Genomic DNA, 23,404 nt, shown 5'->3' with positions numbered 1-23,404 from the left:
TAGCAACTGTCTTCAAAGTCGTTATGGGTATTGGTTGGAATATTTTTTGTCCCCAACACCGTTATATATAAGGTTGTATATAAGCCAATACGCTTGGGACGGTCTAACACTTCTTCTAAGATACAAGGTTGAGTTGAGGAACGAAACCCAACATACGCCAGTTTTAGCTTTTAGTCTTAACCCAAGCGTATTGGTATATAAGCGGCTTCAGCTCCCTTGCCTTATCAAGGTTGGTTTTGTGCAGCTTCATATAGAAATAGTATAAGTAACCGCAATATTGCAGATTTGGGCAAGCGATCGCAGAAATTCATTTGAAATCAAATCCTCTCGCTTGCTTGTAACTTGCGCTTTAATAAGTAAACCTGATAGGTTTTATCAGGTTTACTGAAGTAATAAAACTTGATTAAAAATTGTAAAGCATTGTAAAGTGTATTCACAGGCAAAGACAAACGAGCCTGATTCATAAATCACTAACCGCACTTATAAAACAATGACAACAACCTTACAACAGCGCTCAAGCGCTAACGTATGGGATCGATTCTGTGAATGGATCACCAGCACCAACAACCGCATCTACATCGGCTGGTTCGGCGTAGTAATGATCCCCACCTTGCTAGCGGCCACAGCTTGCTTTGTAATCGCTTTCATCGCCGCTCCTCCAGTAGACATTGATGGTATCCGTGAACCAGTAGCAGGTTCCTTGATCTACGGAAACAACATCATCTCTGGTGCAGTAGTACCTTCCTCCAACGCTATCGGCTTGCACTTCTACCCAATTTGGGAAGCAGCATCCTTAGATGAGTGGTTGTACAACGGCGGTCCTTACCAATTGGTAATTTTCCACTTCCTGATTGGCGTATTCTGCTACTTAGGTCGTGAATGGGAACTATCCTACCGCTTAGGTATGCGTCCTTGGATTGCGATCGCATATTCTGCTCCAGTAGCAGCAGCAACCGCAGTCTTCTTGGTATACCCCATCGGACAAGGTTCATTCTCTGACGGTATGCCTTTGGGTATCTCAGGAACATTCAACTTCATGATCGTGTTCCAAGCAGAACACAACATCTTGATGCACCCCTTCCACCAACTAGGTGTAGCTGGTGTATTCGGCGGAAGCTTGTTCTCTGCAATGCACGGTTCACTAGTAACCTCATCTTTGGTTCGTGAAACAACTGAAACCGAATCACAAAACTACGGTTACAAATTCGGTCAAGAAGAAGAAACCTACAACATCGTTGCAGCTCACGGCTACTTCGGTCGTCTAATCTTCCAATACGCTTCTTTCAACAACAGCCGTTCACTGCACTTCTTCCTCGCAGCATGGCCTGTAATCGGAATTTGGTTCACCGCCTTGGGTGTAAGCACAATGGCGTTCAACTTGAACGGTTTCAACTTCAACCAATCAATCATTGACTCTGAAGGTCGTGTGATTGCAACTTGGGCGGATGTAATCAACCGCGCTAACCTCGGTATGGAAGTAATGCACGAGCGTAACGCTCACAACTTCCCTCTAGATTTGGCATCTGCTGAATCTGCTCCTGTTGCTCTTTCTGCTCCTGCTATCAACGGTTAATTCTCAAGCATTAACTCAATTAGCTAAATAAGAAAGCGCTCTCCCACTTCGGGAGGGCGCTTTTAATTTAAGTTAGCGACAGATGAGGTATTTACTGAATACCTCTCTAAGAATTACGGGAGTTTATCGGAAAATACTAAAAGCTGAAACCTCAAGGATTCAGCAGTATGAGCGGGATATCAGATTAGCGAACAACTTTACAACGGTTCAAGAAACCTGGTTTATTGCGGATATAAAAATACTGACCAACAGCCTCTAGTCATCAAGCTGCTGAAAAAGCCTTATCCCAGCTTCACAGAACTCTTGTTGGTTCTAGATATACATAGCAAAGTAATCATTGTAGATTTCCGTATTAGTCATAACTGTGATTTCTATTTGTTTTTTTTCTTCATCTGTAGCCAGACTCATGGCCGGATTTAAGCTATCTTGGGGGATAAAATCACCACAGTATTCATTGGCCGGTACTGTTGCATTCATCTTTTGGGGATAACTCAATTTGAGATTATTCATGATTGTAATGAATTGACTACGGCTGCGTTCGCGCAGCGCTCCGTAGGAATCGCTAAATCTAGGATTAAAACGCTTTTCTTCGCCAATGGTGGAAACTGTGCGTCCTTTGTAATCATGGGCGGGATATACCAAGGTATCATCTGGCAAGGTGAATAAGCGTTGTGTCACCACATCATATAAGGTTCCAGGATCGCCACCCTGAAAATCTGTGCGTCCACAACCACGAATAAATAAGGCATCACCAGTTAATAAGTGGGTTTTGTTCACCAAATATGCTATGTGACTAGCACTGTGACCTGGTGTGAAAATTGCTTCGATCGCTACAGATCCCACATCGATGATTTCGCCACCGACAAGAGAGCGATCGGCTTTCGTGACAGCAGGATTCTGGGGAACGATCACCTGACAGCCTGTTTGTTGCCTAAGTTTGCCTGCCCCTGTGATGTGATCGGCATGAAGATGAGTTTCTAGACAATAGCGTAGCTTTAATCCTAATTCATCTAATGATTGCAAATCGCGGTCAACTTGCTCTAATACAGGGTCAACTAGAACAGCATCTCCTGTCTGTCGATCGGCAATCAGGTAAGTATAACTACTAGTTTCAGGATCAAATAATTGACGAAATAGTAAGCTTGACTGGGGTATCTGTGAGCTGCGTAGGCGTAACCCGTCGTAGACATCGCCTGTCTCCTTATTTAAGGAAAGTATCGTGGGAATCGGACGCACACGTACTGGCAGCGACTGCAATAACGCTTGGGATAATTCCTGCGCCTGTAGCCGTAATTCTGGAACAGCAACAGTTTCCCACAAGTCGCCTTTGCGAGGAGTTCCCAAGGTATACAGCAGTGTCGAAACATTACTGTCTGCCGTATATAAAGCCCCGTGGGGATCTGCATCTAATCCTAAGCCGATGGCATTGGGGCGAATTAATCCTTGCGATCGCAAATCAGCAATTAGGGGGTGAGGCGATCGGCGATAATCTGCTGCTACCCCGGTACAATTCACTACACGGTGGACGTGTAAGACAGTATTAGCATGGGTTTTGCGCTGGCATACAGTCACTGCCACACCATCCGGCAAAGCTTGATATTCCCGAATCCGTCCGGCGGAAATGTTAAGTTGACCAGAATCCAACATTTCAGTGACAACATCCGCCACTTTGGGGGCAATGCGGTGACGATGTACGTCCCAATAGGCTGTTAGATGACGCAAAAAGCGCTGCTGTTCCTTGGTCGGTAGTTTTTGCCAAATTTTCTGAATTATGGGACGCAGAGAATCAATTACCGATCGCCAGTCATAGCCTTGGGCAGCTGCAATTTCCACCTCGGCACGCAGGCGATGCAACCAGCCGCGCACACTTTTTGGTGAAGTTTCTGGGGTCAAAAAGCTAGGATAAGGTTTAGCTGCTTGATGTTTTTGGGGAAATAACCCTCGTCGAGATATAGCATAAATTTTGCCCCGATGTTGGCGATCGTGCAGAGATAAAACCATATCCACCATCGTCAGTCCTGTACCAATTAGCAGCACGGGCGCATCAAGGTCAAGGTCTGCTAGGGCATCATCTGACCAAGCATTCCGCAGATAACTTTCATTATTGCTGTCTGCGCTTTTGATTGCGGGTGGTGTAGAAGGCGAGTTTCCCAACGCCAACACAACTTTATCTGCGGCAAAACAGCGACCACTATGCAGAGAGACGATTGTGCCTTTTTCTTCAGGCTGTATCCCCACGACTTCATCGGTCAAACGTTCTAGTCGTACATCACTAGGTGCTGTGGCTTCTGCTTCTGCCAAAATCGACTGAATGTATAAACCATAGACCTTGCGGGGAATGAAGGTACTAGCATTGACTTCTTCAGGAAAAAATGCCGCTAATTCGTTGCGATTGTACTGAAGCCAACGCAGCAGATGTCCGGGATCGTCAGGAAATGCACTCATGTTTCCGGCCGATACATTCAGCAAATGACAGTTGGTATTCGTGCTGTAGGCAATTCCCTTCCCCATTTGATGACTGCGCTCAATCAGCTTAATGATGAGAGGTTGGCTGGCAGTTTTCAATAAGTGGGTAGCAACTAGAGAACCGCTAAAGCCTCCACCAACAATAGCGATCGTGGTTGGAGTCTGGGCAGTCAAAAAACTAGGGTTCATGGCGATTTCACTTAGAATCGATAATCCCGCCGATTGAATAAAGTCTATTTACTAAGATTAAACATATTTCCAACTCAGATGAAATAATTAGACTTTACTTAACTTTACTTAGTATTATTTTCTATAATACCTTGCTTTCAGGTATTTAACGCCTGGTTGACTGACAAAAGTCTGAGGTCAAGAAATTGAAGCAGAGAAAAAAGGAGGCGCAAACTTCCAGAACAAATAATTTCGTCGGACTCTAACTGTTAGCTAAACACAGATAGAGGAATACAAGCGACCTCCCCCTGTTTAACGTATTGTAGATATCGTTAGTCTGCCATCTTTGACTCCGGATAATCAATAAAATGTTAAGACTTTATCATTTATTACTAGGTTCTATTTTGCTGGTGTCAATACCACTGGGAGCAAAATTTGTTCTTCCCCAATTTTCTCCACCCAAAGAGGTAAAATCCCCTGCCGTTGGAAAACTTCCCGCCTCTAATGAGGGTAATATCTGGCAGAAAATCCTGGGAAATACTGCTGCTCCCACTAACTGGCAAGTTGCCGCTTGTGAGGGAAATGCACCCCTGTTGTGTGTCTCTTCCAGAGGCAAACGTTTGGGTACAGTTGAGATTAACATTTACCCACTAACAAACAATGAGGATTTCCGAAAAAAACTCTTAGCAGCCGGTATTCCAAGTGGTTCCCAAGTAGACTACCAAAGTTCCCAATACCAAACCCAGGTATTACCAGTACTCAAGGCCTGGGTTGCAGACCACTATGCTGCATTTGCGAAAGATCGTCAGAGTCAATATGGAAAAGAGATTACTTTCTCAGCCTACCCACCGCAACCAGTACCGATTGGTAAACTTCAGGGAATCCGCTATGGCTTCGCCGGACTCAAGGAACAAGGTGGAGTAAAAGAGCAACATATCGGTCATGTTGCCTTTGATGGCAGTAAACTTTACGTAATTACTACTGCATTTGATCCAGGTACGCAGACAGGTAAGTTTGAGCAACTGGAAAATTTGGCTATTTTTCAACCTTACTTATATGCGATCGCATCCGATCTGCGTTTACCCTAATGGTCATGGGGTATGAGTTAGGGGACATTGGGCAAAACAGTTCCGTTAGCGGTAGCGGGGCGTTTAGCCCGTGCTGAGTAAAGAGTTAGGAGTTACGAATTCTCCCCCTGCTCCCCTGCCCCCCTGCTCCCTTGCCCCCCTGCCCATTCCCCAGCCCCTATCAACCTAAATCTCAGCCACCGCCCGTTCAATCAAGCGACGTGCTAAAGTTTGCGTGCCAGTGTGTTCATAATAATTTGTAGATACATCCAAGAATGCAGCCAGGTAGTCTAACTTATCATCTGCAATATCGACAAAACTGTGTAAGTTGCTAACTACCTTGTGTGGCGTTAAATTATTCGCACTGACAATACCACTCATCCAACCTTTAACTGAGTCAAAACTTTCGCCGATAAAGTTGAGTTTACTACCAGCATTGTTGCCTGGAATCACATCTTTGATATTTTGGAAAGTTGAGTTCTGTTCTAACTCATTGGGACTTGTTTGATTAATCCCAGATATGGCTTTGCTGATGAAGTCTGGGCCTAGAGGTATTAAACCATCAACACAAACTAATGCCACCATGCGGATGAGTGACTCACCACTATACTCACCTAAAGAGGCGACAAAATCGCCAATGCTGTCTCCAGGAATGCCGTTAATTTGACAGAAAGCTACCAACTCAGCCACTAACTTTAATGTCAAATCGATGGTTTGGGCTTTGTCTGGTTTGGGAGTGACAGAGTTTAAAAAACCCAATAAAGGAATTTTTTCGCCAACTTTGTTAGCTAAAGCGGCTGCACCGAGAGCTTTATCTGTACCATCAACGGTTTGATATAACCACAAAGCTGTTTGGTATCCTTGGGATTTGTCATTGAATAGATAAATCGCTCTTTCACCAATTTGTTGAATTAAATCTTCGTCGTCTTCGCCAGTGACGGTTTTAATGGTGTTGACAAAGCCGACGGTATTTTGCCACTCCCCAGGAGCAACAAAATCGAGGGACTTCAACATAGAAATAGTCAAGCCACCGGTTGGCAATTGATCGACTAAATCAACAATCGATTTGCTCACAAAAATCTCCTTACTTAGGTTTTGTTATCTTCAATCTTGGCAATCCGGCTTATTTCAGTTTAGCCAGACCATTAAGATTAAACTTCTCTAGCCAATCTGCGCGATCGCTAGCTGTAAATGACGAATCGCGGGAAAGTGCTTTTACTTGGTACTTACCTACCAAAATTGCAGTTTGTGTCTTACCAACTTCTACTGCGGGATAACCGCCAATTTTCTTGGTGCTTTTCGAGAACTTTGCTGCTGTACTAGGTGTGCTGGTAGTATCAGAAATAGACAGCAATGCTACATCTTTACCACCTTTTTTCAACTTCGCTTCTGCAAAGCCTTTTTTCTCTTGGTTAAAGACACGCTGGTAGCCATCACCTGCACTAGGGAAAAGTTTATTAAACTCGCTACCCTGAGTTGCATTCTTAGCCACCGCAACGTTTTTTTGTTGAGTGCTTTCTTTTTGCGCCTGGTCAAAACGTCCAGGTGCTTTTGGGCTACAGGCTGTTGTCAGTAGTACCACTGACAGCAATAAAGCAGCTACCACCCTACGCCCACGATGTAAAATCATTCTTGGCTTCTCCCTATACTTGAACTTTGAGGCAATTATCTGCGCTGCTAGCAATTATTACTCGTAAAATTTACTTTTTGATAATTATTGCTTAAGTGCTTAACATACCAATAAACTCAACGCAAAAATGCCCCCTTTCGGGCTACGGTGTACACGCATCTCTATACGAGATATGCAACAACGTTAGATCCTCCTAAATCCCCCGATAAATTGGGGGACTTTGACTCCTATTCCCCCCTTTTTAAGGGGAATCTAAATGCTGTGGGACAACTTTAAAAGATTTGTGTATACACCGTAGCTCTTTCAGAAGAGTGTCTTTGATTTATGGATAAGCATTCAAGTTTGATCAACCAGGGGGCCAGTCTAATTGCCGTCCTCCCAAAATATGCAAATGTAAGTGATAGACAGTCTGACCACCATCATCACCAGTATTGATCACAACTCGATAACCGTTTTTCAGTCCAGCTTCTTCTGCAACACGTTTGGCTGTTAATAAAAGATGCCCCAACAGAGCATGATCCTGAGATTCAGCATCAGCTAGTGTGGGAATGGGTTTTTTAGGAATGACGAGAATGTGTACAGGCGCTTGGGGGTGGATGTCTTTGAAGGCCAGGGCTAAATTATCCTCATAAACAATATCAACGGGGATTTCCCGACGAATGATTTTGCTGAAAATCGTTTCTGTAGTTTCACTCATACCATCTACCTAATCATCTGCTAGAGATTTTAAAGGTTTTTTTCCCCAAAACCCGATAAGTATTGGTACAGTATCCACCTTTGCTCAGATGAAATTTTGCCTCGTAAAGCGTTAAGTAGAGAAAAAGACATCACCTTTACAAGAGTATGAATATAGCAATTTGGGCGCTAAAAAGCCGTAATTACACTGAGGCTAGCGCCTCAGTACTTTCTATCTTCGGTATTCGTAAATCCATCAGCACCCTTTTTTAGAACTGATGCAGATCAAAAATGCTAAGGGTACGAAAACTTTAATTCCAAAATGTCCGCATACGATATTAATTTTTCCCAATACCGGAAGCTAAACTCGATCTTCATCCGCTAGACAACTTATATATTTTGTAAATCGGACAGGATGCTTAACCTACAATAATAATGCTATATATTTGTAGTTAAAAATTTTAATAAACCACGAAGGCTTAAAAATCACAAAGCCGGACTTTTGCAAAACAACCATATTTGATGAGTAAATCAATTGTTTCAACAAAACGGCTCTGCAGTCAGTTAATCCTCTGGTTGCTTGAAGAAGATCGACGAGAGAAGGAAGGGCCTTACCGCAAGGAAGAAGCACATCGCCAGCATCCTTGGTGGCAGGTAATGTGCTTGACTGGTGTAGATTATTTCTCCACCCTTGGCTATCAACCTGGGATTGCAGCACTGGCGGCTGGCGCTCTTTCTCCTATCGCTACCTTGATTCTAGTTTTGCTGACGCTCTTTGGAGCATTGCCAATCTATCGGCGGATTGCTGCCGAAAGCCCTCATGGTGAAGGATCGATCGCAATGTTAGAGCGTTTGCTCCCTTGGTGGCAAGGCAAATTACTTGTGCTATGTTTACTCGGTTTTGTGGCAACCGACTTTATTATTACCATTACGCTGTCGGCTGCTGATGCTACAGCCCATATCATTGAAAATCCCCTTACCCCAGATTGGTTTCACGGTCAGACGATCGCAATTACCCTAATATTAGTTGCATTACTAGGCGTAGTTTTCTTGAGAGGTTTCCGAGAAGCGATTGGGATTGCAGTAGTTTTGGTGGCAGTTTATCTGCTGTTAAACTTCATTGTCGTGAGCGTCGGTGTGTACCAGATTTTAACTCACCCAGGAGCGATCGCTAACTGGCAGACTGCACTTTTTGCCCGCCATTCCAATCCTTTGATCTTAATCGGTATAGCTCTTTTGATATTTCCCAAGCTAGCACTGGGATTATCAGGCTTTGAGACTGGCGTAACCGTGATGCCACTTGTCAAAGGTAACAGTAGCGACACTCTCAAATATTCCAAAGGGCGGATTCGGAATACACGCAAGCTGCTTACCAGTGCTGCCCTGATTATGAGCTTCTTTTTGCTCACCACCAGTTTTATAACCACTCTACTGATTCCAGTCGCAGAATTTGCATCTGGGGGAAAAGCTAACGGACGGGCTCTTGCTTATTTAGCACATTTGCATCTAGGCAACGCCTTTGGCACAATTTACGATCTAAGTACTATTTCTATTTTGTGGTTTGCAGGTGCATCTGCAATGGCAGGGCTGCTGAATATTGTGCCTCGCTACCTACCACGCTATGGCATGGCTCCCAATTGGGCACGAGTGACGCGACCTTTAGTGTTAGTCTACACTGCGATCGCATTTGTTGTCACAATTATCTTCAGGGCAAATGTGGAAGCCCAAGGTGGGGCTTATGCTACTGGTGTGCTTGTATTAATTACCTCAGCAGCCTTTGCTGTCACCTTATCAGCCCACCGTCACAGAGAGAAGCGGGCAAGACTGGTTTTTGCTACTATTACACTGTTATTTTTATATACCACTATTGTTAATATCATCGAAAGGCCAGAGGGGATTAGAATCGCTGGTTTTTTCATTGGTGCGATCATTTTTACCTCGCTAGTTTCTCGTGTTTGGCGTTCAACGGAACTGCGAGCAGAGCGGATCGAAGTTGACGAACTTGCTGGTCAATTCCTTGCTGAAGAAAGCCAAGGAGTAATACGACTGATTGCAAATCGATTGAATACAGGTGATGTCCTAGAGTATTTTATGAAAGAGAAAGAGGTACGCGAGGATAACCATATTCCACCCAACGATCCAATCCTTTTTCTAGAGATTCAGGTATCAGATGCTTCAGAATTTGCGGATATCATCAAAGTAAGAGGGGTGCAAGTTGGTGATTATCGCATCTTGCGGGCTGAGAGTGCAGCAGTCCCTAATGCGATCGCGGCTTTACTGCTGTATATTCGTGACCAAACAGGTAAGATTCCCCATGCCTACTTCGGCTGGGTTGAGGGAAATCCCATACAATATTTACTGCGTTTTATCTTGTTTGGAGAGGGCGATATTGCTGTAGTTACCCGTGAAGTACTCCGTCGGGCTGAAAAGAATCCCCAGAGGCGACCTGGTGTTCATGTCGGGGGTTGAGTAAGCATCTTGAATGATTGAAGAGGAAAATGACATCTATTTCCGCAAAAAACCTTACATTGGAAGATTTTCTCTCTCAATACCGAGATAATCCCTGCTATGAATTGGCTGATGGAGAACTAATTGACATGGAACCCACTGAGCCACACGAAACCGGTGGGTGGCAAAGTAGCAACCCAAATTGGTATTTACCTTGTTGCACAACAACTCCCCTGAGTTAGAAAAACAATAGGGCTAGAGGATACAAATCATTGTTGAGGTATCTGAGAAGCTAGGACAGCAGTTAAAGCAATTCCAAGACCGCTTACAAGAGATAGTAGAACGCGGTCTCTAAGAATTGTTAAGCGAACAGCCTGGCAATTTTCTTGATAAGAAGAAGATTATTGGGTTGTTAGCGAGTCAGCCTACACCAGAACAAATTTTGGAAATTCGATCGACCCTCACCGGAATTCCAGACTCTAGGCTGTATGTCTGGACTCGCCTACTTTAATGCTACCATTTCATTTAATTTTCCCTAATCTGTTCATTAAACCTGGTTAACATGGCACGTATTTTGGAACGTATTTTGGAAAACCCAGACCCAATTTTTGTCTTTGTACTAAATCCATTAAAAGTCAATAATATATTTCTTAATAAATCTTCCAAATTTAATCTAAAACTATCATCGAACTGACTATTTGTATTACTTCTATGGTTTAAACCACTAATAGGTTTCTGCAAACTAAGTTTTGGTAAAAAATCCATAAATTCATAAATTTCACCAGGGTGTATTCCAATTTTCTCCAATTGAGGAGGAGAATCTATAATCAATACTTTATTATAGCCTTTACCATTTATCCAAAACATATATAGTTGATATAGTGGAGCTACTAGCAAATTCACTGGCCCATCTATCTTTTCTTCAAATTCTTTATTCTTTTTTAGAGAAATAATAGCTTGCTCGATTTTTATAGAAACTTCCGACATACCCACCTCAGTCACTACTCGACTGTTTGGGTCACTTGTTAACTCTTCTATTGAACGTGCAAAAGCTATACCATCTCCCTGAATCTTTAATTGATGATGCCATGTATGCGTATCTGATACTAGTTGATTTATATTTATTTGTTTTAATTCCTCCATCTTATTTAGGAAATTAGCCTCTAAAGGTTCATTGTTAATACTGATTGAATCTTCTTCCTTGCTAGAATACTTCAAATAAGACTTAGAATATTCAGAATGCCTGCTTCGTAAGCTTACTTTATACTTGTGCTTTTCAACAAATTTTTCTAAATCTCTTAGGTTATTTATTCCAACATTTTTTAGTTTTTCTTCATATTTTTTCCATTGTTCTAAATATTCCAACCCTTCTAATAAGAAAAAACTAAATGTTTCCTCTATTTTTATTTCTTGATTATTGTTATCAAATAAGAAATCGCTAAATAAATTTAGATCATCTTCAAGAGATTTTTTTAAAGAGCTTGAAAGTTTAATTCCTAAGTTATTCATGATCATTATAAACGTATAAGTGTACTCAATTTTTACATTTATTAAGCTAACATAGCTTTTGTAATTCAAGCCATGTGTGCTGCCATTTACCATATTCATTTTTCAAACCTAACAAATCATCGAAGTTAAGTAGACGTTCTTTGCCATCTTTAGGATCTACTAGCAAAATATATGTTCTACCATTTTTCTCTATATATCCAGATACAAGAAGAACATGGCCATAATTTAAATCTCCTTTATTAAGTTCAAAGCAAACTTGAACGGGACGTTTTGAATTTATTTCTTCTTTAATTGTATATAAATTAATAAAGTTAGGTGTGTATTTTGAAGTTATTCCCCAATTGTTATAAACAACACTAATATCTTCTGTTTGACAATATAAAGATAACGTTTCTATATTGAGATTTGACGAACTATTTTGACTTCTTACAAAATTTCTAGTTGTACTATCAATTAGACCAATTTTTTTTGCAATAAGAGGGAAAAATATTGTTTTTAATATTTTCCTTATTACATAGTTGAAGTCATCATTATTATGACCTACTAACTTATTAAGCCATTCATACAAATTATATAACCATGTAACAAATGAGACTTGATTGGTTTCTAAACTATAATAACGTGTCACCATCTCAGCACAAGCTGCCCAACACCAAGTTGGGTGTTCCTGTTTAGATAAATTTATTATTAGTTTGTTTGAATATTGATAATTATTCATTTTTGTACTTTACTTAAACAAGCTACTGATGTAAAGGATGTACTTTTTTTTGATTACTAATTATTTTGTTGTAATATCAGATGATATTCCTATAACAGAAGTAAAGACTACAATGCTACTAATAATAGACATAATAATTCCTGAAATCCAGCTAAAAATCCCAGGTTTTTTTTCCTCACTTATATTTGATATACATATCAAAATTCCGAAAGTAATACACAATAAAAAAGGAACTAAAGTGGATTGTGACCAATCTGATGGAAGTGGTAATAACTTAATACCTTCCCAAGTACTTTTAACTATACCTACAAGAACTGGAAAAGTTAAAGCTCTAAGATTAATAAAAACTGGAATATTGGTGATGGAGGTTGAATTGATTGGACTATCTTCTGTGTGTTCTTTTTCAATTCGTCCTATTAGTGCTGATCTTTGGCTAAATTGAACCATTGTCAATTTAGCTATTAATTTTGTAATTTTCTTCACATATACAAGCATATTTTTTCTGAGGTAATTAAGGGAGTTTATCTTGACAATAGTAACAATTTAAGATTAATATTTAAGTGAATATACTAATTATAGAATTAAGCTCAACTTTGTCACTAGCTAAATGTTAGGTTTTAAACCTATCAAAACGTGAGGTCGATAAGATGCTGACTACAGCCTCACAATCCCCCGATCTAGCGCAGTGACTAGGGCTTGAGTCCGATCGCTAACGTTCAATTTGCCGAAAATATTATTAGCATGGAATCTGACGGTACTCTCAGCGATATTGAGGACATTGCTAATCTGCTGGTTATTCTTGCCTTTGGCGATCAGGCGCAGCACCTCCAACTCGCGATCGCTCAATTCCTCACTACCCATCCGCTCGGCTAGCTTGGCTGCTATAGTGGGCGGAATATACCTTTTTCCTTTATGAACAGTACGAATCGCATCCAAAAGTTCGTTCGGTTTCGCCCCCTTGAGGAGATAGCCCTTTGCACCAGCCCGTAATCCCCGATAGATATCTTCATCACCATCAAAGGCAGTCAAAACAACGATTCGGGCGTGTTCAAACTTAGCACAGATGGCTGCGATCGCATCAGCACCTTCCATCTTTGGCATTCGCAAATCCATCAGCGCTACATCGGGTTGATGTTGGTGGAAAAGTTCTAACGCTTCTCGCCCGTCGCCAGCATGACCGATTACAGTCATGTCTGGCTCACATTGAAGAAACATTGTTAAAGCTTGTCCCAAGATGGGATGATCGTCAGCAAGCAGGATGCGAATAACATTGGATTGGCTCATATCATTTACTCTCGGTAGACTAACACTGAAACTTCTGTTCCCTGTCCTGGCGAACTCTGAATTGTTAGTTTTGCCCCGATGCGTTCAGCTCGTTCGCTCATAATTAAAAGACCAAAGCTGTTGATAACAGATACACTGGCGATGTCAAAACCTTGCCCGTCATCTTTGATTCGCAAGCTGCACTGGCTTTCTTGATAAGCCAGTTCAATTTGGATTTCTCCAGCTTGGGCATACTTGAAGGCATTGGTTAATGCTTCTTGTCCAATGCGGAGTAGGTTATTTTCAACATCTGGAGACAAGGGGTATATCTCGCCTATTAATTGGCAGATAATATGTGTATTGGTAGGGGAAAACATCTGTGTGGCGAAGCGATTGAGAGCATTAAAAATGTCACCGTCCTCCAATAATTGCGATCGCAATGCTTTTATCGAACGGCGTGCTTCAGTTAGCCCAGAATGAGCTAAGTCTCGCCCTGCTTTGATTAATTTCTGTGCTACTTCTATATCTGTTGTCAGTTTTCGTGAGGCGGTGTCTAAGTGGACAATAACAATGGTGAAGGCTTGTGCTAAAGTATCGTGAATTTCCTGTGCCAAGCGGTTACGTTCTGCTAATACGGTTGCTTGTTCAGCCTGCTTACGACTACTAATATCCTGTATTGCAGCCATCCTGATGGTACGCCCACGATATGACATAAATCTGGCTCTGATCTCAGCCGGAAATGTGCTTCCATCCTTATGCAGACAAACGGTTTCATAAATTCCTTCATCTCCTGAGCGAATCTTCTGCATCACCTGTTCCTGATATTCAGGAGCAGTAAAATCCATGACACGCATACCAACTAACTCAGAAAGTTCATAACCAAACATCTCAGCACAGGTTTGATTAGTGTCTAAAAGTATGCCTTGCTCGGTAATAGCGATCGCTTCAAATGTTGCCTCTGCCAACAGCCGAAATCGCGTCTCGCTTTCTAAAAGCGCTACTTCTGCCTGCTTGCGTTCAGCTATTTCTCGTTGTAGTTCCAGAGTACGTTCAGTAACCTGTTGTTCTAAAATCGAATTATAATCAGCTAGGATATTCTCTGCTTTTTTGCGTTCGGTAATATCAATACAAACGGTGAGCGCATATATTACTTTCCCTGATTCATCAAAAATTGGGGTGCTTAAAACTTCTACAGGGATAGTTTTATTCGGGTGGCGAAACTCAAGATTATCAACATGGACAGTTTTACCAGCTAAAGAATATACAATTGGCAGTTCATCAGCAGGGCATAACTGGTCAGTTCCAGCTAGATAAATTTGATAATATTCTGCTATATTTTCGTATTCGATAGATGGTAATAACTCTACGTTGACTAATTGTTGTGAAGCTCGATTAGTATAGTAGAGTTGCCCACTACTATCATCTATCGAAACACTCACAGGTATAGCGTCAAGAAATTGTTTCAGGCGGGTTTCACTTTGCAATAAAGCTTTGTTTAAATCCTGCATTTGGGAAAATTTTTCTTGGAGTTGATCAGCCATACTATTAAATGACTTGGCTAATTCCCCCAATTCATCGGAACGCTCTATTTCTATTCTTTTTTCCCATTCACCTTGAGCAAGCGCTAAAGCTGATTTTTTTAAAGCTAGAACTGGTTGAGTAATCCACCGTAAAATTAAAACACCGACAGCTACAGCCACTATCAAAGCAGCAATACACAGCACAATAGTGGTGCGGGTATTAACATTAATTGCCTGCATGAAGTCATCTTCTGGGACTACTACCACAATTAACCAGTCAAGTCCTCGATTATCTTGGAAGGGTAAAACTTGAATAAACTGCCGCTTACCATCTATCGAGAAATATAATTGCTGTGAGCTATTAATTGACTTAAGTTCATGAAATTTATTTTTTAAATATTTACTAGTAAATTGTGTTTTTTTATCATTACTATTTATAGCCAAAAATGGCTGAATTCTATTTTCTGCTAATTGTGTCTCTAAATTATTTGAGCGGAAGGGTTTTTCATTAGTTGAAGTTGCTACTAATCTTCCAGACTGACGCTCAACAATAAAACTTATGCCTGTTTTTCCAATTTTTAAATTTTGCAGAAAAGTGCCAATTTTGGATAAGTTTAAATTTGAGAGTAATACACCTTGCAAATTTCCCTGTTTATCGTAAGCAGGCTGACTAGCAGCTATGTACAAGGCAATACCAGAATTATAAGGATAAATTTTACTCCAAATTGGTCTTTCTTCTGCTATCGGTTTGTTATACCAATCACGTCTTTGAGTATCATAAGGTTTTCCAAAATCCTTTATTCCCGTGCGTGTGCCTTGTTTATTAGTAGTATAAGTCCGTAAATTATATTTAGTCGATTTACCAGATGCTCTGATTGTCAAAGAGCCATCAGGAAATATCTCTGCTGAAATAAACTCTTTATTTTTATTGGCAAAACCAATTAGACTTACTTGATTAAATACTTTTAATTGCTCAAAAAAATATTTTTCTAAGACAGCAAGCTCTTGTATGTTTAATTGTCCAAGTTTAATAGTATTAGCATTATTCTGATTAATTTGCTGGGGAGTTTCAAGAAAAGTATGTAGATTTTGCTGAACACGCTGGCTAATTTCACTTAGTAGCCGTGTGGCAATATTATTTACTGCTTTTTGCCCATTTTTGAATGAGAGATAACCCGTTAAACTTACTACCGCTAAAATTTGCAGAATAAAGGGAACAATCAAAACGGTTCGCAAAGAAGGTTTAACGAGAAGAGAAAGAAAGTATTGAAGATATGATATTTTGTTAAACAATAAAATATTCCTTTTATTGTCAAGACTATAAAATTTACTTAAGAAATTTTTAAGTGTCTGAAGCAGAAGTAGTTCAGGCTTTTTTAACTCATCCTGCATTCACTACAGCACTTTTATTTTGATTAATAATGAATCTTTCCTTTAAGTTGTATAGTCAGCACTTTTGTTTGGATAACATATATGAATTTTATGTAGGAGTAAAAATCATTTTTGCATAATCTAGTTCTAAAAAATGCATACAGAAAGATTGACCCTAAAAAATCTCTCTTAGGATAGATGCTTATTTTATTTTTTAATAACCAGAAATTATATAACTACAAGACAATCAAAACAATTTCCGCAATCATCTACAACCAAAAGCTATAATTTTTTGAGAAAATTGTAATTTTACGTATTTCCTCAGATTTTCTGTAGATTTTCCAACTAGCCTTAAAAGATGTTTGAAAAGTAGTTGCTTGTTATTTCAGGCTCTTATTGATCCCCCCTAACCCACGCCAGTTGCTCCAGTTTGCAAGACCAGAATCAAAGTCCTCCTTTTTAAGGCAATACAGTTCACATAAGACCAAAACACTTGTAGAGACGGCGATTTATCGCGTCTCAAAAACCCAAGATTTTGTACTTTTTAAGGGGGATTTAGCAGGTTAATTTCATACGAAAAAAGAAAAATACATTTAATAAAGTATTTTTAGTAACATCAAAACATTCCAAATCTAACCAACGGTTGTTTGGAAATGAGCGTAGTAAAATTTTCAAAATATGTGGAATTGTTTAGAAATTAATCTTCTTAAATTGGGTTAATTTTCCGTTCGCCGATTAACTAAGGTAGCGCTAGCTTGGTCAACAGGCATCAGCACAACTTCGTTAATATTGACATGGGGCGATCGCGTCACACAGAAAAATATCACATCAGCGACATCATCTGCTGTCAGTGGTGTAACTCCCTGGTAGACTGTTTTAGCGCGTTCAGTATTTCCGTGAAACCGCACCTCGCTAAATTCTGTTTCCACCATACCAGGGTCAACGGAAGTTACACGTACCCGCGTTCCCAACAAGTCTTGTTTTAAACCTTCAGAAATTGCTCTCACAGCAGCTTTGGTTGCACAGTAGACATTACCACCGGGATAGGTTTGATGTCCGGCAATGGAACCTAAATTTACCACATGGCCGCGATCGCGACTCACCATTCCCGGGACAACATAACGGGAAACATAAAGTAAACCCTTAACGTTAGTATCAATCATGTCTTCCCAGTCTTGAAAGCTGCCTTCGTGCAACTTGTCTAAACCACGACTTAGACCAGCATTGTTAATCAGAATGTCGATGTCAGACCAGGCAGGCGGTAGAGTAGAAATGGCTTCTTCGACAGCGTTGCGATCGCGCACATCTAGCTGTAATAAATGAATTTCAGTACCAAATTCTTTAATGAGAGTATCTGCTAGCTGCTGCAAACGTTCTAACCGTCGTGCTGCTAGGATTAGTTTTGCACCCGCACCAGCAAAGATTCTCGCACAAGCAGTACCAATACCACTACTTGCGCCGGTAATCAAAATGATTTGATTTTGTAGGGAAGTCATTAGGATAGTTAGAAGTGAGGAGTTAATAGTTATGAATTATGAATTAGCACAAGTTTCATAGTTCATAATTTATCATCAGTCGCTCCTAACTCCTAACTCCTGTACAGACGAGATTAATCGCGTCTCCTAACTATTTCTTCACCACTTGTAGACGCTGAGTTACCATTGTCATCCCATTACCTCGCAAGATGACAGCAGAAACCCATTGGCTACCAGGGGTGGATGGTGCTTGTCCCGTTTTAAACAGTCCACCGGATGTTAATAATTGCAAATCTACGGATGTGGGGTTGAGAAATTTCTCTGGTTGGATGGTTTCCTCTAGCGCCGTTCCTAGGAGAAAATCATCGCCAAGTGGCTCTTGGACGATCGCATCAAAATTATACTTCTGACCAACTTGTACCTGTTGTGGTAAATTAATATCAATTTTGGGTGGCTTGCTACCAGAGGTAAGTTGGGTGCGTTCTGCCAAAACGTCTTGGCGGACGATTTTACCGCTTTCAATGCGCTGACGTGATTTAATCGTGGCATCGAGAGCCAAATTATTCCCGCTACCGGAGGGTAAGCCAGTTATTTTCGTCTCTGTTTCGGCAATAATCCCATTGCCTTCCGATTTTGAAGATAGCAGTTTGGTACTGTATTGTAATTTAGGATATCGTTTCCAAAGTGAAACCAAAGACTTTTCTAGGGTTTGGAGGTTTAATCCATCCCCATGAGTGAAAGAGGGGCTGTAGAATTGCAACACCCCTTTGACATCACCCTTGCTGGCAGCTGCATCGACTTGTGTCAACAGGTTTTTTAAATCGGTTGGTGCGTTTTGAACTGTACCAGTTTGCGCTAATTGCTGTGGTGTCGTCGCTTGAGTGCGTTGCCAACCACTTGTTAAACCAAGGGTTAGCAGGAACGAAACCAGCCAAATACTGGCTGGAAATTTGAGTTGGTGTTTCACGAAAGCAGTAATAATTTTAGTCATTTGCAAGAGTTTACTGATTTGATGAGAGAAAGTCAGGAAATTGTTTTATCTTAGTTAAGCTAGACGCTAAACGGTAGAGGTTTGATGGCAAACGCACCGATACGATTATTAATAGCTGCCAGTGGGACTGGTGGACACTTGTTTCCAGCGATCGCACTGGCAGAAAAACTTCCAGATTATCAAATCGAATGGCTGGGAGTACCCAATCGGCTAGAAACTCAACTTGTCCCTAAAGAGTATCCCTTGAATACTATTGCAGTTGAAGGGTTTCAGCAAGGGTTTGGACTCTCCTCGATTCGCATTTTGGCTAAACTCGCTGGTTCGATTATAGAAGTCAGACGAATTCTCAAACAGGGAAATTTTCAAGGGGTGTTTACCACTGGGGGTTACATCGCCGGGCCAGCTGTCATTGCGGCACGTTCTCTCGGTTTACCCGTGGTTTTCCACGAATCTAACGCCTTACCAGGTAAAGTAACTCGCTTTTTTGGCCCTTGGTGTAGTGCGGTAGCCTTGGGATTTGAAGTAGCTGCTAAGTATTTGCCTCGTGCCAAAAATGTCTGTGTTGGTACTCCCGTGCGATCGCAATTTCTCAACGGAGAAATTAATTCACCTCTGGATTTAGCCATTCCTGATGGTGTTCCCTTAATTGTCGTCTTTGGTGGTAGCCAAGGTGCAGTTGCGGTTAATAAGTTGGTGCGCGAATCTGCAAAGGCTTGGTTTGATGCTGGTGCTTATGTAGTACATTTAACTGGCGATCGCGATCCCGAAGCAGATAGTCTCAAACATCCACAGTACATAGCTTTGCCTTTTTACAACAATATGGCGGCGTTGTTGCAACGAGCAACTCTTGCCATTAGTCGTTCTGGTGCCGGTAGCTTGACAGAATTAGCAGTGTGCGGAACACCAGCAATTTTGATTCCTTACCCCTTTGCCGCAGAAGACCATCAATCTTACAATGCAGATGTATTTACCAAAGCTGGTGCGGCGTTAACACTGAAGCAATCGGAGTTGACGGCGCAAGTATTGCAAAGTAATGTGTTGAATTTGTTGCAGTCACCGCAAGAGTTAGCAAAGATGGGTGAAAACGCTCATGCGATCGCAGTTCCCGATAGTGCCGAAAAATTGGCGCAATTAGTGCGTGAGGTGGTGGAAACATAACGTTGATTATTTAGTATTAGAAATTTACTTTCCAAGTTATGAATATCTTATCCAGCCCAAAATTTCGCTTCACAGTCGGTTGTGCTGCCTTATTATTTGTCAGTTTAGCCAGTAGCCATCTATATACTCAGTCAAAAAATAAACAGCTAGCCCAACAAAATCAGCCCTTTACGCAGCAAGAAAATTCTGCCCTAGTTCAATCACAAATTTCCCTCACTGCAAATTTTCAAAATCCTTTTGTTGCTCAACAAGTATCTGATGAAGTTATCGATAAGCAAAATGCTTTTTTATCTCAGCAAAATTTGCTAGCTGCATCTGCACCCTATCCAGTTGTCGATGAGTTCAAAAAATATAAATTTAGTATTAATGGCAGCCAAGTTGTTACCCCAGGAAAACTGCCAAGTAGTAAGGTTAACTTCAATCAAGGAGATTTATTAACTGTTCTCGTTAATACTAGAAAATATTTTCAAGATTACTCTTCAGAAGACCCAGATATTCTCCGTACAGGAATGCTGGCTACTCAAGGAGTAACTATACCAGATGTTCTCAACACTTTGAATTTCATGATTGCTGTCTTAAAGGAGGATATTGCTAATAACCGAGCTACTCGTTTGCAAGATCCTAACTTTATTAATACCAATTTTCGAGTTATTAAATGGTCTCCCTATAACCCAAAAAATAAACAGCAAAAACAATTACGAATTACCAAATATGCTGTCTTTACTCATCCCGGTTCTCGGAAAAAAACCTCTACTTTTAATACACCAATTTATAGCTTAAAAGACAACGCTAATAACGACAAATTTTATACAAAATACACCAAGCAGGATGTGTTGTCAGGTATTTATGAACCAGGTGGTAAAGAATTTGGAAAAGTTACCAGTCTCGCTTATCTAACCAGAGATGGTTTAGAAGAAGCAATTATGGAAGGAACAATACTGATTAATTTTACAGATGGTTATAAGGCATTTTTTAATGTAGACAGAAATAATGGAATGTCTTATATTCGCGGATTGAAGGCAACAGCACAAAAGCGTTATTGGTATTTTAGAGAAGTTGATGCTATTAAAGGCTATGGATATAAAATAGATGCAAAAATTTCTATCAAACCCGGAGTTACTTTTGCTGGAGATGTTTTGAATATTGGTTTAGGTAAAGTGGTCGTAATTGAGCATACTCAGGGTGGTCGAAAACATCTGCGAATGGGAGTAATTGCCGATACAGGTGGAGCCTTTTTACCCAATCTTTATCAGCTAGATTTTTTGGCAGGTATATTTAATAATAAAAAAGAATTTGGTCAGAAAATCAGCCAATTGCCTGACTATGCTACAGCATATTTTTTAGTTAAAAAGTAAGGGAATTCCAAAAATAGATTATTCAGTAGCGATTGTATTAGAAGCCAATCACGAATTACGAATTATTTAAGTTGGCTAATTCAAATAGGATAAATATGTATTTGCCCAAATCGCTGCTTGAGTGCGATCGCGCAGATTCAACGTGTTTAAAATATTTGTCACATGATTTTTTACCGTCCCCTCAGAAATATAGAGTTCTTGAGCAATTTCTCGGTTACTAGCACCTGTAGCAATTAACCGCAAAACCTCTTTTTCTCTAGGAGTAAGTTCAGTTAAAGTAGATGGTACAGGTGTTGAATGGATTGGTGTACCATTAGAAAACTGAGTTAACAACTTTTTAACTATACCTGGACCTAATTGAGTATATCCTTTATAAACAGCACGAATCGCAACAGCTAATTCTTCTGAAGGCGTATCTTTTAATAAATAACCCATTGCCCCATTTTGTAATGCTGCTGATACATATTCATCATCATCAAAAGTCGTCAGTACTAAAATTTTAGTTGTAGGAAAACGTTTTTGAATTTCTTTCGTCGCTGCAACTCCATCCATAATAGGCATTCTGATATCTAGCAATACTACATCTGGTTGGAATTCAGCAACCAAATTAATCGCCTGTTCACCATTTTCTGCTTCTGCGACTATCTCTAAATCTGGTTCTAATTCTAATAACGCTCTTAATCCTTGACGAATTAAACCTTGGTCATCTACTAACAATACTTTAATCATCATCTCAACCTCATTAAGGGAATATTAACTGTAATTTTGCAACCGGAACCAGGAGTGCTATTAATATTAAAGTCACCTCCTAATGCTAAAGTGCGATCGCGCATACTATGAAGTCCAAAACCAGTAGTATTTTGCCCTAAATCAAAACCTCTACCGTTATCCTGAATTATCAATCGCAAATTTCCTCTGATCGTAGCGAGTTCCAGTTTAACCTCGGTCGCATAAGCATATTTAGTTATATTGGTCAAAGATTCTTGAGTAATTCGGTAAATAGCAGTGTTGATTTCAGGTGGTAGAGGATATTCGAGGTTGATTTGGCAAATTGGTAAAATGCCATTGGAGCGATGAAAATTTTCTGCAAGGCTAGCGATCGCACGTTCTAAAGATTGCTCTTGTAAAGGATTAGAACGCATAGTAGAAACAGATTGGCGGACATCTTTTAGTGCTTTTGAACCTAATTCCTTTGCTGTTGCTAGAAATGTTTCAGCCTTACCTGGGTTAGATTGCCATAGTTTTAAAGCAGTTTCTAATTGCAGATTTAAAGCAGTGAGAGAATGTCCTAATGAATCATGAATTTCACGAGCAATGCGGTTACGTTCTTCTAAGGTAGCTTGATTTTCAATCCGCATCGCATATTCACGGAGTTTTTCATTAGCGATCGCTAGCTTTTCTCGACTGTGCCGTTCAGATAATACCGCATTCATCATTAACAACACAAAAACCAAACTCAAGCCAAATACTAGCGACCAATTCAAGGTAAGAAATCGAAATTTTTCTTGTGCTTGTGATGATGCTTGTAAATTGAACAGTTGGTATTTTAGTTGTGTCGTAAATAGAAATAATGCAAAGGATAGAGATGTAATAAATAAACGCCCAGGCAAGTTAAAGATTAGGCAACTCCGAGTAACTAAAATTATATAAAGGAAAGGAAAAAGACGAGCAAATCTTTCACCAAATAGCCCAGTTATTAAAATTAATAAAATTTCAATAACTGTGTATATCACCTTATAAGTCTGGCTACTTCTGGGTAATCTTAAGCCCATTAATGCAAAAAGAATCAAACTATAAATCGATAGTTCAGGTAATAAATTACAAATTGACAAATTTGGAAATAAACTACAGATTGTTAGTTCTGGAAGTTTAGGACGAAATCTCCGTAAGGGAGGTGGTATAACTGCTGTCAATGCAGTGATTGCCAGTAGTATCCACTCCAGATAAAGTAGAGATGGAAAAGGATGTTTTTTAATTTGAATTGGATAATTCATTGTGGTTTACCTCAATTTATGGA

19 protein-coding genes and 1 pseudogene are annotated in these 23,404 nt (G+C 40.3%); 7 read left to right on the top strand and 13 right to left on the bottom strand.

The features are described 5' to 3' along the window. The first annotated feature begins 490 nt into the window (after window positions 1-490). Window positions 491-1,573, top strand: coding sequence for a photosystem II q(b) protein (gene psbA / locus ACFFRD_RS24250; RefSeq protein ID WP_159402515.1), 1,083 nt, complete (start codon window positions 491-493; stop codon window positions 1,571-1,573). Window positions 1,574-1,885: 312 nt separating this feature from the next. Here psbA and ACFFRD_RS24245 read toward each other — a convergent pair whose 3' ends face one another. After that, complete coding sequence (locus tag ACFFRD_RS24245) at window positions 1,886-4,228, bottom strand: FAD/NAD(P)-binding protein (RefSeq protein ID WP_392477975.1); 2,343 nt, start codon at window positions 4,226-4,228, stop codon at window positions 1,886-1,888. Between the two features lie 347 nt (window positions 4,229-4,575). On the opposite strand from ACFFRD_RS24245, the gene ACFFRD_RS24240 reads away from it, so the two are divergent. Further along, on the top strand, window positions 4,576-5,295 hold the full coding sequence (locus ACFFRD_RS24240; protein WP_190936242.1) for a hypothetical protein: 720 nt from the start codon (window positions 4,576-4,578) through the stop codon (window positions 5,293-5,295). 165 nt (window positions 5,296-5,460) lie between these two features. Here the strand turns inward: ACFFRD_RS24240 and ACFFRD_RS24235 are convergent, their stop codons facing one another. The 3 genes from ACFFRD_RS24235 to ACFFRD_RS24225 all read right to left on the bottom strand — a co-directional run bounded on the left by ACFFRD_RS24235 (window position 5,461) and on the right by ACFFRD_RS24225 (window position 7,601). Then, window positions 5,461-6,348, bottom strand: a complete 888-nt coding sequence (locus tag ACFFRD_RS24235) for a hypothetical protein (protein ID WP_163938027.1) — start codon at window positions 6,346-6,348, stop codon at window positions 5,461-5,463. A gap of 49 nt (window positions 6,349-6,397) precedes the next feature. Continuing rightward, a complete protein-coding gene (locus tag ACFFRD_RS24230) occupies window positions 6,398-6,904 on the bottom strand; it encodes a hypothetical protein (protein ID WP_392477973.1) in 507 nt (168 codons plus the stop codon). A gap of 346 nt (window positions 6,905-7,250) precedes the next feature. Then, window positions 7,251-7,601: a histidine triad nucleotide-binding protein gene (locus ACFFRD_RS24225; protein WP_012408957.1), complete on the bottom strand. Its 351-nt coding sequence runs from the start codon at window positions 7,599-7,601 to the stop codon at window positions 7,251-7,253. A 500-nt stretch (window positions 7,602-8,101) separates the two neighbouring features. Here ACFFRD_RS24225 and ACFFRD_RS24220 point away from each other — a divergent pair, with 500 nt between their 5' ends. The 3 genes and pseudogenes from ACFFRD_RS24220 to ACFFRD_RS24210 all read left to right on the top strand — a co-directional run bounded on the left by ACFFRD_RS24220 (window position 8,102) and on the right by ACFFRD_RS24210 (window position 10,538). Then, on the top strand, window positions 8,102-10,048 hold the full coding sequence (locus ACFFRD_RS24220) for an amino acid transporter (protein WP_392477972.1): 1,947 nt from the start codon (window positions 8,102-8,104) through the stop codon (window positions 10,046-10,048). 29 nt (window positions 10,049-10,077) lie between these two features. Next, a pseudogene (locus tag ACFFRD_RS24215) lies at window positions 10,078-10,261 on the top strand (Uma2 family endonuclease); the annotation flags it as partial. A 124-nt stretch (window positions 10,262-10,385) separates the two neighbouring features. Continuing rightward, entirely contained in the window at window positions 10,386-10,538 is a 153-nt protein-coding gene (locus ACFFRD_RS24210; RefSeq protein WP_392477969.1) for a hypothetical protein, read from the top strand. Between the two features lie 14 nt (window positions 10,539-10,552). On the opposite strand, the gene ACFFRD_RS24205 is transcribed toward ACFFRD_RS24210, so the two are convergent. From ACFFRD_RS24205 to ACFFRD_RS24175, 7 genes are all read right to left on the bottom strand, one after another. Continuing rightward, window positions 10,553-11,635 carry a hypothetical protein gene (locus ACFFRD_RS24205; RefSeq protein WP_392477967.1) on the bottom strand — a complete coding sequence of 361 codons (1,083 nt, stop codon included), beginning with the start codon at window positions 11,633-11,635 and terminating at the stop codon, window positions 10,553-10,555. Next, the gene (locus tag ACFFRD_RS24200; protein ID WP_392477966.1) at window positions 11,583-12,254 is read right to left on the bottom strand and encodes a C39 family peptidase; all 672 of its coding nucleotides are present in this window, start codon (window positions 12,252-12,254) and stop codon (window positions 11,583-11,585) included. Before ACFFRD_RS24200 ends, ACFFRD_RS24205 begins: the two co-directional genes overlap by 53 nt. A gap of 60 nt (window positions 12,255-12,314) precedes the next feature. Further along, on the bottom strand, window positions 12,315-12,749 hold the full coding sequence (locus tag ACFFRD_RS24195) for a hypothetical protein (protein WP_392477964.1): 435 nt from the start codon (window positions 12,747-12,749) through the stop codon (window positions 12,315-12,317). A gap of 159 nt (window positions 12,750-12,908) precedes the next feature. Then, window positions 12,909-13,538, bottom strand: coding sequence for a response regulator (locus tag ACFFRD_RS24190; RefSeq protein WP_392477963.1), 630 nt, complete (start codon window positions 13,536-13,538; stop codon window positions 12,909-12,911). Between the two features lie 5 nt (window positions 13,539-13,543). Next, window positions 13,544-16,330 carry a PAS domain S-box protein gene (locus tag ACFFRD_RS24185; RefSeq protein ID WP_392477961.1) on the bottom strand — a complete coding sequence of 929 codons (2,787 nt, stop codon included), beginning with the start codon at window positions 16,328-16,330 and terminating at the stop codon, window positions 13,544-13,546. A 794-nt stretch (window positions 16,331-17,124) separates the two neighbouring features. Further along, on the bottom strand, window positions 17,125-17,904 hold the full coding sequence (locus ACFFRD_RS24180; RefSeq protein WP_392477959.1) for an SDR family oxidoreductase: 780 nt from the start codon (window positions 17,902-17,904) through the stop codon (window positions 17,125-17,127). Between the two features lie 130 nt (window positions 17,905-18,034). Continuing rightward, entirely contained in the window at window positions 18,035-18,874 is an 840-nt protein-coding gene (locus tag ACFFRD_RS24175; protein WP_392477958.1) for a nuclear transport factor 2 family protein, read from the bottom strand. Between the two features lie 84 nt (window positions 18,875-18,958). On the opposite strand from ACFFRD_RS24175, the gene murG reads away from it, so the two are divergent. Next, window positions 18,959-20,032: an undecaprenyldiphospho-muramoylpentapeptide beta-N-acetylglucosaminyltransferase gene (gene murG, locus ACFFRD_RS24170; RefSeq protein ID WP_392477956.1), complete on the top strand. Its 1,074-nt coding sequence runs from the start codon at window positions 18,959-18,961 to the stop codon at window positions 20,030-20,032. Between the two features lie 38 nt (window positions 20,033-20,070). Further along, a complete protein-coding gene (locus ACFFRD_RS24165) occupies window positions 20,071-21,387 on the top strand; it encodes a hypothetical protein (RefSeq protein ID WP_392477954.1) in 1,317 nt (438 codons plus the stop codon). A gap of 75 nt (window positions 21,388-21,462) precedes the next feature. On the opposite strand, the gene ACFFRD_RS24160 is transcribed toward ACFFRD_RS24165, so the two are convergent. Together ACFFRD_RS24160 and ACFFRD_RS24155 are read right to left on the bottom strand one after the other, a co-directional pair. Continuing rightward, window positions 21,463-22,116: a response regulator transcription factor gene (locus ACFFRD_RS24160; RefSeq protein ID WP_163928821.1), complete on the bottom strand. Its 654-nt coding sequence runs from the start codon at window positions 22,114-22,116 to the stop codon at window positions 21,463-21,465. Then, window positions 22,116-23,381 carry a sensor histidine kinase gene (locus ACFFRD_RS24155; RefSeq protein WP_392477953.1) on the bottom strand — a complete coding sequence of 422 codons (1,266 nt, stop codon included), beginning with the start codon at window positions 23,379-23,381 and terminating at the stop codon, window positions 22,116-22,118. The genes ACFFRD_RS24160 and ACFFRD_RS24155 overlap by 1 nt, the downstream gene beginning before the upstream one ends. Window positions 23,382-23,404: the final 23 nt, after the last annotated feature.

Origin of the sequence: Nostoc sp. C110 (genome assembly GCF_043099725.1) — a bacterium.
Lineage (GTDB): Bacteria > Cyanobacteriota > Cyanobacteriia > Cyanobacteriales > Nostocaceae > Nostoc > Nostoc muscorum_A.
This window is presented reverse-complemented; position numbering and strand designations above follow the sequence as displayed.